Source organism: Thermodesulfobacteriota bacterium, assembly GCA_036482575.1.
GTDB lineage: Bacteria > Desulfobacterota > GWC2-55-46 > GWC2-55-46 > JAUVFY01 > JAZGJJ01.
Genome location: JAZGJJ010000189.1, coordinates 1 through 11,354, shown reverse-complemented (window position 1 = coordinate 11,354; position 11,354 = coordinate 1). Strand labels below are relative to the sequence as shown.

The window sequence follows — 11,354 nt, the reverse complement described above, 5'->3', positions numbered from 1 at the left end:
CACACCCGAAAGCCCCTCCCATAGAGGCAGGAAGAGTGCCGAGAGTAACGCCAGCGGCACGGTAACGAAGCAGAAGAGCGGCACGATGAGGAGGTTCGAGAGCGGGGCGACGAGCGAGACCCTGTGGAAGTGGTGGGCAAGGACGGGCCACGTTCCGGCCGTGGCCGCCGCACTCACGAAGAAGAGCATTACCGCCTTCCGCCTGAGCCTGGTTTCCCAGAGGCTCAACCCCCCGCTTATCGCCTCGTCCTCATCCCTTGCGTAGAGCGCCTTCAGGCCGGGGACGAGATAGATGATCGCGAGTACGGCGATGAACGACAGCTGGAAGGACACCTCCCCGAGCACCCCCGGCGAGACCAGGAGCACGACAAGTGCGGCAAGCGCGAGAGTGTTATAGAGGTCCCGCACCCTGCCCATAAAGAGCATTATAACGAAGGTACCCACCATTATGACGGCCCTCTGGGTAGAGACCGGGAAGCCCGCTATAAAACCGTATGTCACGACCGGGAGGAGGCTCATAAGCGCGGCCGCCCTCTTTACGTTCACCGCGAGCATCAGCCGCTCGGAGCGCTTCAGTATCCAAAGAAAGAGCGAGTAGCAGAAGTAGGCGACGAAGCCGACGTGGAGCCCCGAAATGACGAGGAGGTGCGCGGTGCCCGCCACTATGAACACCTCCCTCGTCTCCTCGGGTATTGTCCCCTTCTCCCCTATGGTAAGGGCCTTCAAGATCCCCCCGTGCTTCATGTCGGAAGAGTCTATGAACTCCCCTACCCTGTCTCTTGCCGCATCTATCTTACGTAAAAAACCCTCTCCCCCTCCCCCGGTGCCGGTCCTGACGATAAAGCCCTCCTTGACGTAGCCCGTGACGAAGACCCCTTTACGGGCGAGCCACCGCTGGTAGTCGAAGCCGCCGGGGTTGCCGAAGTTCCGGGGCTCTTTCAGCTTCGACAGGAACTTTACGCGTTCTCCCCTCTTGATACCCGTCTCCGCGCCTTTCACCGTAAGCATGACCCTTCCGGTTACCGGGAGCCGGACGTCGCCCGTTAAGACGGCCTCCGTATCCACGTAGAGTCTCGTGCCGCTGTCTCCCCTCGGCTCCGGCGGGCCGTGCACCCGCCCCTCGACCCGGAGGCCGAGCGGGTTATCGGTTGCATCGATAAAGTTCTTTATATGGTTATCCGGAATCTCCGGCCTTATGACCGGCAGGATGAAGAGAGCGCCGAGCAGGAAGAACGGCGGAAGGTTTACGAAGTGACTGAAGGACCATCTCTTAAGGGCGGCTGCGAGGAGGAGGATAAGGGAGACGAGCAGACCCGCGTACACGGCCCCGTACCCCGGCGCGAACCTCTCCCCGGCATAGATGCCGAGCATAAAGGAGAGGGCAACGGGCACGAGCGGACGCATGCGTAGAAAGTATCACATCAGGGACGGCATGGCAAAAAGAACGGTGGGGGCCAGCCTACGCAACTGCACTCACATAGATCGATTTACAAACCATATCTCAGTTGCCTTGCAATAGCGACGCTTAATCGTTACCTCCTTATTCTGATAAGTAATACAGCCGCCAGGCGTAAGAATGACGAATGTAGTTTCTTTTGCCGAATAACGAACGACGTGGCCGGCGCCCTCACTCCACGATAGTTCACCAACGCCGTACTCTCGATCAAACTCGGAAATCGTAGAGCCAACTCTCAACCCCTTTTTTGTTTGGAAAAACGAATCGGTAAAAGAAATCCCATTCCAATGCCTGTATACTTTATGACCGTAAAAATCTATAACATATAAATCCGACGGATCGCCTTCCAAGTATTCAATCTCCTTTACAACTCTACTTTGTCCGACAATCGAGGTAATTTCCCCCATCCCCAGCTTCATATCCACCCCATCTATCGTTCTATTGGCAATATCAACGACAACATTGCGCTCTGCTGATACAGACATCGAAGTGCAATACAAAAGGGCAGCAAATGTTAACGCCAATGATAGTTTCATTTTCCTAACGTTCCAACATATCCTTTGTGCTCGGGATAGGCCCCACGCCACACTATTTTAAATCTTTCTTCAACGCCCTTGCAATCTTTTCGGTTATGCCGGGGATGGCGGTAAGCTCCTCGACAGAAGCCTTCCTGATACCGTCGAGGTCGCCGAACTTTTCAAACAAGAGCGCCCGTTTCTTGCGGCCGATGCCGGGTACGCGGTCGAGAACGGATGAGACGGCTTTACCCCGGAGCTTACGGTGGTAGGTGACGGCGAAGCGGTGGACCTCGTCCCTTATCCTCCGGAGGAGAAGGTCGGCCTTCGAGCCCTCCCTTAAGAGTACGGGGTCCTTCACGCCGGGGCGGAAGACACGCTCGCCTTTATCGTTCTTATCTTTGGCCAGCGCCGCGAGCTCGACCCCCTCTATACCGAGCTCGCGCATGACGCTCACCGCGATACCGAGCTGGCCCTTGCCGCCGTCCACGAGTACCAGATCGGGCAGAGGTGTTTTCCCCGCTTTTTCCGTATCGGCATAACGCCTGGAGAGTACCTCGTGCATCATCGCATAGTCGTCCGGCCCCGCCACTCCCTTTATCTTATAGCGCCTGTAGCGGTTCTTGTCGGCCCTGCCGCCGGTGAACGTTACCATGGCCCCCACGGCCTCCCTGCCGCCTATGTTCGATATGTCGAACGCCTCTATGGTCCGGGGGAGGGTCTTCAGGCGAAGCCTTCTCTTCATCTCCGCCGTAACGCCGTCCACGGCCTCGCCGCTCTCCTTTGCCTTCTTCAATGCCTCGCGGGCGTTGGCCTCGGCCATCTTTATGAGCTTTACCTTCCCTCCCCTCGCGGGGTTCCGTATCTCGACCTTCCTGCCCTTCTTATCCGTTAGCCATTCGGCCACGGCCGCCCTCCCCTCGATAAGCGCCGGCACGAGCACCTCGTCCGGTACGAACTTCCCCCCACGGTAGAACTGAGAGAGGAAAGAGCCGAGCAGTTCTCCATCGGGAAGTCCCGTGTCGTCGAAGGTAAAATCTCTCGTGCCGACGAGCCTGCCCTCCCTTATGAACAGCGCCTGCACCGCGAGTTTTTCTTCCTCCCTTGCGAGTGCGAACACGTCCCGGTCAACGCCGGTGGTGGAGACCACCTTCTGCTCTTCGAGCATCGCCTCGATCGACTGTATCCTGTCCCTTATCCCGGCGGCCTCCTCGAAGCAATGGGCGGCCGACGCCTCTTTCATATTACGCTTGAGCTTCCTCAGAAGCTCCCTGTTCCTGCCTTCGAGGAACATCACGGTCCCCTCGACGAACTCGGCGTAATCGTCCTTCGATATGAGCCCCGTCGCGGGCGAGGAGCATATACCGAGTTGGTAGTCCAGGCACGGCCTTACCCTGTTACGGAACTCGTGCGGCGTGCAGACGCAGAGCGGAAAGACGCGCCGGATGAACTTAACGGTTTCACGTACCGCACCGGCCGAGGCATAGGGACCGAAGTAGCGGGAGCCGTCCTTAACCACGCGTCTCGTTACGAGTATGCGTGGAAACACTTCCGTGGTGGTTATCTTTATCGAGACGTAGGTCTTGTCGTCCTTAAGGCGGATGTTATAGCGGGGCTTGTGTTTCTTAAGGAGGGTGTCTTCGAGGATCAATGCTTCTTTTTCGTTGGCCGTGACGATGTAGTCCAGGTCCGTGGTCTTCGAGACGAGGAACTTTACGGCGTAGCGGCCGTCACCGCTACCTTTAAAATAGGAGCGCACCCGGGCGCGGAGGTTCTTTGCCTTGCCGATATAGAGGACCACCCCCCTCGGCCCCTTCATCATATAGACCCCGGGGGAGGGGGGCAGGGACTTTATCTTTTCGTCGAGGGCCATAGGCCCAATTTATCACTTATAAGCGGTAGTTTCAATCTGGGTTCTGTTAAAGGGCAGGATACTTGAAGAGAAATTACCACAACGCTAAAAGGGGGCACCGGTACATATACCCCTTTTCAATCTATTTATATGCCTCGCTTCTATGACGGACGGCTATAATATCTATATGCGTATCTTTGTCGTATATCGCATAAATCACCCGGTAGTCGCCGATACGGATACGCCACAGATTATTTTCTCCCTGCAACTTACGACAGCCTGCCGGGCGAGGCGTTCCGGCAAGAGCTTCTATCCTGGGAAAGATTCGTCTTACAACCACGGAATCCAGAGCTTCAAGTTCTTTTCGAGCTGGGCGGGCAAAGCCGATGGTGTAATCACCCATTCAACTTCCCTTGCTTCCTCAGCTTTTTCCTGACAAACTCAAGAGATTCGCGAGGCTCCCCGGCACGTACCCTTGCAATCAAGCTATCGAAAAAGTCTTCCCACAGTTCACCATGTTTTTTTAAATCAATCAGCACACCTGTTTTCTTCCCACTGTCATCTACAATAAACTGAACGCCTTTCATAGGTCCAACCTCCTTCCATTGTTTTCTACTTTTCCCCTACCCCCTGGCCCTCTCTATGTACCTGCCCTCCTCGGTATCGACCCTTATGAGCTCGCCGGTCTCGACGAACGGAGGGACCGTCACCTTGAGGCCCGTCTCTAGCGTGGCGGGCTTTCCCGAGGACGACGCCGTAGCGCCCTTCATATCGGGCGGGGTGTCCACAACCTTCATCTCCACCACCTTCGGCGGCTCCACCCCGACGGGCTTCCCGTCGAAGAACTCGATGGTGAACTTGACGTTCGACACCAGGTAGTCGACGTTACCCCCGAGGGTATCGCCGCTTAGAGAGAGCTGCTCGTAGTCGGCGGTGTTCATGAATACGTACTCGTCCCCGCTCTCGTAGAGGTACTCCATCTCGTGCTGCTCGAGGACGGCCCTCTCTATCTTGTCGTCCGAGCGGAACCTGTTCTCGAAACCCGTGCCGGTCTTTAGATTTCGGAGCTTCGTCTGCACGATCCCCCGCTTATTGCCGGGCGTTAAGTGCGTTACGCTCAGCACCGTGCAGGGCTCGTTCTTGAAGATAATCGTCATACCCGCCCTGAGTTTTGTCGCAGCTAACATCTTTAATGTTTCTCCTTTTTACTTTTTACTTCTCTTTCAGCCGACCCACTTACGCACATGCCCGACGGTGTTGCCGCAGTTGAGCTTCTTGAAGAGCTGGTCGAACCTCTCCTCCAGCTCCCCGCTTATGATGTCTTTCCGGGCGGCGTCAAGGTTCCAGAACTTCTCCTTGAAGGGTCCGAAACCTTTTTTACGCGTCTTGTAGATGAACTGCTCCTCTGTCTGGCCCTCCTTCATCTCGTCGGGGAAGTTGTCCTTAAGGTAGTTGTAGACCTCGTCCCTTAGCTCCACGGGGAAGGCCGGGCTGTCGTAGACCATGTTCTGGAAGCCCGTGGCCAGGTGCACCTCTGCCGCGCTCTTTTCGACGAACAGGTGAAAGGCGTCGTCGGGGAGGGTGGAGGCCCCGTGCTGGACCACGCCCGCGAGCCCGTAGGCCTCTCTTGAGACCTTCGAGAGCTTCTCGATGATGTCGAAGTCCACGCTTACCTTTGCTATGGAGCCGTCCGGCATGACGACCCCGCCGTGCGAGGTGCCGGTCTGTATGCTTATCTTGCTTATGCCCTTGAGCTTCTTGTCGAGCGTATCGAGGAAGCCGTCCATGAAGGCCCGGAGCTCATCTTCGGTGGAGTTCTTCCCGCCGACCTCGCCTATCTCCCCGCCTACCGAGACGGTTACGCCGTCCGGTTCGTTCTCCCTTATGAAGGCGGTAAGCGCCGCGGTTATGGTGAAGTTAGGCTCCTGCTGGTCTTTGACCGTGGGTTTCGAGAGGTCCACAACGGTGGAGGCGTCGATGTCGATATTAAGGAAGTCCGCCTCTATGGCCTCCTTTACGAGCGCCTTTATCGCCCCGACCTCCTTATCCCCGTCCTCGGCGGAGTTCTTCGCGTTTATCTGGAAGTGGTCGCCCTGGATGAAAACGGGCCCCCTGAAACCCTCCTTTACGGCGGCGGCCAGGATGGCGGCGGAGTACTCGGCGGGGCTCTGTCCGGTATAGCCTATCTCGCTCTTGGCTATCTCGAATATGAAGGCACCCGAGTCGTTTGACATAGCGGCCCTGAAGACCGCCCTCGCCGTGTCGTAGGTAAGCCCCCTTATGTTTATGGCGGGTACGGTGAAGCCCGAGACCTCACCGCTGCCCATGGCCTCGTACAGGCCCTGTATGGACGCCGGGAATATACCGAGCGAGCCCGCCGCGGCCTTTATGAGGCTGCGGGCCTCACCGCTTACCTCTTCCCCTCCGAAGACGGCACCGCGGACCATGGCGTCTATTGCCTCGCCGCGAAGCGCCGCCTCGTCGATGACCTCGCCGCCCTCCTTTACCGCCCCCTTCAAAGAGTCGTACATCTCACCTGTCGATTCAAAGCCCATAAGCCGTTCTCTCCCTCCTGTGCTAACAGTTTAAGAAGTTTAAACAGTTTAAGAAGTTTAAAAAATTTAGAAATTTTTCAGCCGCGCCGCCCGTGCCGCGTCCCGGCCGTAGTACCAGCCGTAGAGCCTCGTGGGGGAAACGCCGAGGTAGTACAGCGCGACAAACGACCAGTTCTTAAACGTATTTACGGCCACCCCGGGTTCTATCCAGCGCCTGGCCGAGGTGGTAATGCGCTCCGGCAGGCAAACGACCCTGCCGGCCGCGGCGAGCCGCCTCACGAGGTCCACGTCCTCCATGAGCGGCAACCCCCTGAAACCGCCGACCTTTAAAAAGAGCTCGCGCCTTACGAATATGGCCTGGTCTCCGTATATGAGGCCGAAGAGCTTATAGCGAAGTCTCGCCCCCCGTTCGACCAAGCGAAGCCCGGGACCGGGAGCGTCTATGGCGAGTGTGAAACCTCCTCCCGCCACCCCTTCATCCTCCATGCAGTTTCTTATAGCGCCGTACCATCCCTCGGGGAGCTTCGTATCCGCGTGGAGAAAGAGTAGCAGATCTCCGGAGGCCGCCTCTGCCCCGGCGTCCATCTGAACCCCTCTTCCGGCGGAGCTTCTTACCACCCTGACGCCCGCGGCCTCGGCCAGGGCCGAGGTCTCGTCCGAACTCCCTCCGTCAACGACTATTACCTCGACTTCCCCCCCTCCCCCCTCCCCCCCCTCCGCCCTTGCGGACGCTATGGCCTCCCTTACGTTCTCCGCCTCGTTCAACGCCGGTATTACGACCGATATCTTCATCCCGCGGCGGACCCCGAGCGGCCCCGTTACGAAACCGAAGAGAGCCTGTCGTTCACCATGCGCAGGAGGTTCTTCGCCTCAAAGGGCTTTAAAAGGTAGGGACAGCCGCTCTTATCGAGGAAGTCCTTTACGTCCTGGCTGAAGATATCTCCGGTAAGCACTATGAACCTGTCCTTCATGCGGCCGTCTCTTTTAACGGCGGCGGTATAGAACTCTTTCCCCCCCATCCCCTGCATCTTCATGTCGGTTATTACGATGTCGAACTCCTTCCCTTCCATGATGTCCAGGGCCTCCTTGCCGTCGGAGGAGACCTCTACGAAGAAGCCCTCGCCCGAGAGGATGTCGGAGAGCGGCTCCCTTATGCCCGGCTCGTCGTCCACGACCAGCACCCTCGCGCCCGCGGCGGCCTCTTTCCGCTCCTCCCCGGACGCCTCCCCTTCCGCCTCTTCATCCTCTCTGGCGATCACGGGGAGCTCCAGCGTCACGGTGGTCCCCTCCCCCTCGCGGCTCGAGATGTCTATCCATCCCCCGTGCTCTTTCAGTATGCCGTGGCTTATGGAAAGGCCCAGCCCGGTGCCCTTCCCCGTCTCCTTGGTGGTGAAGAAGGGCTCGAAGACCCTGTTTAAGAACTTCGCGGGTATGCCCGGGCCGTTGTCGATTACGGAAATCTCTATTATACGGCCCTTGAGCGTCGTCTTTATCTCGAGCTTCCCCTCTCCCCTGTGGGCCACCATGGCGTCGGCCGCGTTGTTGACGACGTTTATGAGCACCTGCTGGAGCTGGTAGTAATCGACCATCGTATCCGGCACGTCCGGGGACAGCTCCGTTACCACCTCTATATTGTTGTACCTGAACGAGGACTCCCTGAGTTCGAGCGTCTCGCGTACCATGTCGTTCAGGTTGTGCCGGGCCCTCTCGGGCTTCCTGGCCCTGGCGAAGGTAAGGAGGTTCTGCACTATCTTGGCCGTCCTCATGGACTCCTTGTATATCTTGCCGAGCTTGTCCTTGATATCCTCCACCTTCCTGTCGCCCGGGCTCTCCATAAGGAGCTGGCTGTAGCCCATAATCCCCATAAGCGGATTATTGAGCTCGTGGGCGATGCCCGCGACGAACTTGCCTATGCCCGAGAGCTTTTCCGTGTGTATGAGCCGCTCCTTCAAGGCCTTCTCCTCGGTGATGTCCCTGGCTATATGCACGGTCGCCGTGACCTCCCCGACCTCGTTCAATATCGGGTAGGTGGTTATATGGTAGTCCCCCTTCAAGTGGGGCTCCCTCAACTCAAGGCTCTCCATGCATTTGCTCTCGAGCGTCTTGTCGTGCGGGCAGTCGTCTATGGGCTCTTCGGTGCAGTGGAAGTACGTGTAGCACTTCTCGCCGATAAGCTCCTTGGGCTCGCGGCCGACCTTCTCGGCGAAGGCCTTGTTGACCTTCATGAGGTTGTGGTCCCGGTCGTGTATGGTGATGAGGTCGTTTATGGAGTCGAATGTGGTCTCCCACTCCTGCCTGCTCTTGCTGACCTTCTCCAGCAGCAGCCTCTTCTCCCTGACCCTGGTGTTAAGAGACTCTATCATCTCGTTGAACGCGTTCGCGAGATAGCCCACCTCGTCTTGTGAGGACACGTCCACGCGGGCCGAGATGTTCGCCTTGCCGGCGGCTATCTTTTCGGTAACCGACTCTATGACGCCCACGGCCCTGCCTATGGGGCCGGTCACGAACGCCCTTATAAGGAGCGAGAGGAGTGTACCCACTATCAACAGGGTGAGGACGCCAGAGAGGAGGAGCCGGTCCCTCGCATCCTTAAGCGCGGCGTACATGCCGTCGAGCGAGGTGGAGATCATGAGCACCCCCCTCGCCCCCTCCGGCACGTGGCACATGCCGCACGCCTCCTGCTCCTCTATGGGCCGGAGGTAGGTCAAATACCTCCCATCCTCCTCCACATAGTGCACCGGCTCGCTCCGCCAGTCCTTCTTAAACGCCTCGAACGCCTTTTTAAACCCCGGGTCGTCCACGCCCTCCGCGACGTTATTCTCCACCTCGGCGTGCCCCTTTAACCACTCCTGCCTCACACCGCCGAGCCTTCCCTCGACCTCCCGGATGGTCTTCATATCCTTAAAGGCTTCCTCTACGCCGTTACCCCTTATGATAGCGAGCCTGTCCACATGCTCCGCCGCACTCATATCCTCCATGAAGTGGCGGATCATATCGGCCCTCCCCTCCAGCATGTCCGTGGCCACGTCATTGAGTATCACTTGGGCCACCATCTCACTCGCCCTTAGCTTCTCCTCGATGAGCTGCGTCTTCTCGTTACTGTACTGCCAGAGGTAGGATGCGGCTATCATCATGGCTATAACCACGAGGACCAGGCTGAGTATCTTTGAATGGATGCTCTTCTTATACCTGCGATACATAAGGGGTCCCTCTTTCGCGAAGCGTTACGGCGTACGGGCCGACGCGGCAAGGCCTTTGCGTATCTCCAAAGTATAGACTTTTTCGGTTATTTCCGCAAGCGCCGCGGCAGGGAGACAAAGTTTAAATAGTCTAAACAGTTTAAAGAGTTTAAAAAGTTGGCCTCTTTTAACTTCTTAAACTTTTAGACTTCTTAAACTTCTTGAACTCTTTATACTCGCCCCATAGGGCCTTTTCACTCCTCTTTGAGCTCCCTTGTCATAAGCGCCATCACGGCGTCCATCGGGGAGACCCCCCCATAGAGCACCTTGATTACCGCCTCGGTGATGGGCATCTCGACGTCATGCACGCGAGCGAGCTCCTTTACGGCCCTGGAGGTCTTCACCCCCTCGGCCACCATCTTCATCTCGTCGACCACCTCTTCGAGGCTCCGGCCCCGTCCTATCTTAACGCCGACCGTCCTGTTCCTGCTGAGCTCGCCGGTGCAGGTAAGGACCAGGTCCCCGAGGCCCGAGAGGCCGTAGAAGGTTTCGGGCCTCGCGCCCATCCTGACCCCGAGCCGGCCCATCTCCACGAGCCCCCTTGTAATGAGCGAGGCCCTCGCGTTATTGCCGAGATCCAGGCCGTCGGAGATGCCCGCGGCCAGCGCGATTACGTTCTTGAGCGCCCCGCCGAGCTCCACGCCGACGGCGTCGGTATTGGTGTAGACCCTGAAAACCTCGGTGGAGAAAGCCCGCTGGACCGCGGCCGACGCGTCGGCCGACCCGGACGCCGCGCACACGCAGGCGGGCTTCCCCTCGCTCACCTCCTTCGCGAAGGTGGGGCCGGAGAGGACTACAATCTCACGCTCCCCCTTGACGGTCTCCTTCAATATGGCGCTCGCGGTGAGGCCGGTGCTTTCCTCGATCCCCTTGGAGGCGCTTGCGAGGATGGCGTCCTCCGGTATGTGGGCCGACGCTTCCTTGAAGACGTCCCTTATGCCGTGCGACGGCACCACGCATAAGACGATGGAGGCGCCGCGGAGGGCCGCGGCAAGGGAGGTGGTAGGGCGGAGGTTCGGGGAGAGTTTTACCCCTGGAAGAAAGACGGCGTTCTCCGCCCTCTCTTTAATGGCCGAGCATATCTCCGGCTCTCTTACCCAGAGCGACACATCGAAACCTTTTCCGGCCAGGAGGTTCGCCAGCGTTGTGCCCCAGCTGCCGGCACCCAGTACTGCAACACGTTCCTTCGACATTATTTCCCCTTTCTCCCCTTTCGGATGGAGGGGGCCTTTCCCGGCCGCCCTACTTTTTCTTCTTCCTGGGGGCGGGCCCCTTTTTAAGCCTCTCCTCTATGGACGCTATCCGTATCCTTACCACCTCTTTATTGGGGTAGTCGCCCTCGAGAGCCACGAACCGCTCGAGTGCCTCGGCGAGCCGCCCGGACTCCTCCAGGGCCGAGGCCACCCCGAGCCGCGCCTCTATGGAGAGCATGTGGTCGGGGAACTCCGAGATCACCGTGTCGTACGCCTCCATGGCGTCTTCGAGCCGCCCCTCGAGGTGGTACATGGCGGCCAGTTGGTAGTGTATTTCCGGCCTGAGCGGGCTCCGGGGCGAGGACCTCAATATCTCACCGAACTCCGCCCTGGCCCTGTCGAAGTCGTTCGCCTTCATGTATTCGGCGGCTATCCGGTAGCGGAAACGACCGGCCTCGGCGGGCTTTTCCACGATAAGCCGGCGGTACTCCTCTATGGCCTTTGCGCGCTCGCCGAGAGTAACGTATATCCCCGCCACCTCCTC

General features: G+C 58.3%; 11 protein-coding genes. All 11 read right to left on the bottom strand.

Annotated elements, in window-relative coordinates; all coding sequences use genetic code 11:
• Positions 1-1,404: ComEC/Rec2 family competence protein (locus V3W31_08360; protein ID MEE9614942.1), on the bottom strand; the 1,404-nt coding region annotated here is incomplete at its 3' end.
• Positions 1,405-1,473: 69 nt separating this feature from the next.
• Complete coding sequence (locus V3W31_08355; GenBank protein ID MEE9614941.1) at positions 1,474-1,980, bottom strand: hypothetical protein; 507 nt, start codon at positions 1,978-1,980, stop codon at positions 1,474-1,476.
• 64 nt (positions 1,981-2,044) lie between these two features.
• Positions 2,045-3,844 carry an excinuclease ABC subunit UvrC gene (gene uvrC, locus V3W31_08350; protein MEE9614940.1) on the bottom strand — a complete coding sequence of 600 codons (1,800 nt, stop codon included), beginning with the start codon at positions 3,842-3,844 and terminating at the stop codon, positions 2,045-2,047.
• Between the two features lie 121 nt (positions 3,845-3,965).
• Entirely contained in the window at positions 3,966-4,226 is a 261-nt protein-coding gene (locus tag V3W31_08345; protein ID MEE9614939.1) for a type II toxin-antitoxin system RelE/ParE family toxin, read from the bottom strand.
• Positions 4,219-4,410 (bottom strand): hypothetical protein, encoded by a 192-nt coding sequence (locus tag V3W31_08340; protein MEE9614938.1) that lies wholly within the window; start codon positions 4,408-4,410, stop codon positions 4,219-4,221. Before V3W31_08340 ends, V3W31_08345 begins: the two co-directional genes overlap by 8 nt.
• 36 nt (positions 4,411-4,446) lie before the next feature.
• A complete protein-coding gene (gene efp / locus V3W31_08335) occupies positions 4,447-5,010 on the bottom strand; it encodes an elongation factor P (protein MEE9614937.1) in 564 nt (187 codons plus the stop codon).
• A gap of 36 nt (positions 5,011-5,046) precedes the next feature.
• Positions 5,047-6,378: a class II fructose-bisphosphate aldolase gene (locus V3W31_08330; protein MEE9614936.1), complete on the bottom strand. Its 1,332-nt coding sequence runs from the start codon at positions 6,376-6,378 to the stop codon at positions 5,047-5,049.
• A 66-nt stretch (positions 6,379-6,444) separates the two neighbouring features.
• Positions 6,445-7,170 (bottom strand): TIGR04283 family arsenosugar biosynthesis glycosyltransferase, encoded by a 726-nt coding sequence (locus V3W31_08325; GenBank protein ID MEE9614935.1) that lies wholly within the window; start codon positions 7,168-7,170, stop codon positions 6,445-6,447.
• A 26-nt stretch (positions 7,171-7,196) separates the two neighbouring features.
• Positions 7,197-9,578 (bottom strand): ATP-binding protein, encoded by a 2,382-nt coding sequence (locus V3W31_08320; protein MEE9614934.1) that lies wholly within the window; start codon positions 9,576-9,578, stop codon positions 7,197-7,199.
• 233 nt (positions 9,579-9,811) lie between these two features.
• The gene (locus V3W31_08315) at positions 9,812-10,810 is read right to left on the bottom strand and encodes an NAD(P)H-dependent glycerol-3-phosphate dehydrogenase (protein MEE9614933.1); all 999 of its coding nucleotides are present in this window, start codon (positions 10,808-10,810) and stop codon (positions 9,812-9,814) included.
• A gap of 49 nt (positions 10,811-10,859) precedes the next feature.
• Positions 10,860-11,354 (bottom strand): tetratricopeptide repeat protein (locus V3W31_08310; protein ID MEE9614932.1); only part of this gene is annotated, 495 nt, incomplete at its 5' end.

Coding starts and splice junctions, on each gene's coding strand:
- uvrC (MEE9614940.1), bottom strand. CDS start 3,844: ATGGCCCTCGACGAAAAGATAAAGTCCCTGCCCCCCTCCCCCGGGGTC.
- V3W31_08345 (MEE9614939.1), bottom strand. CDS start 4,226: ATGGGTGATTACACCATCGGCTTTGCCCGCCCAGCTCGAAAAGAACTT.
- V3W31_08340 (MEE9614938.1), bottom strand. CDS start 4,410: ATGAAAGGCGTTCAGTTTATTGTAGATGACAGTGGGAAGAAAACAGGT.
- efp (MEE9614937.1), bottom strand. CDS start 5,010: ATGTTAGCTGCGACAAAACTCAGGGCGGGTATGACGATTATCTTCAAG.
- V3W31_08330 (MEE9614936.1), bottom strand. CDS start 6,378: ATGGGCTTTGAATCGACAGGTGAGATGTACGACTCTTTGAAGGGGGCG.
- V3W31_08325 (MEE9614935.1), bottom strand. CDS start 7,170: ATGAAGATATCGGTCGTAATACCGGCGTTGAACGAGGCGGAGAACGTA.
- V3W31_08320 (MEE9614934.1), bottom strand. CDS start 9,578: ATGTATCGCAGGTATAAGAAGAGCATCCATTCAAAGATACTCAGCCTG.
- V3W31_08315 (MEE9614933.1), bottom strand. CDS start 10,810: ATGTCGAAGGAACGTGTTGCAGTACTGGGTGCCGGCAGCTGGGGCACA.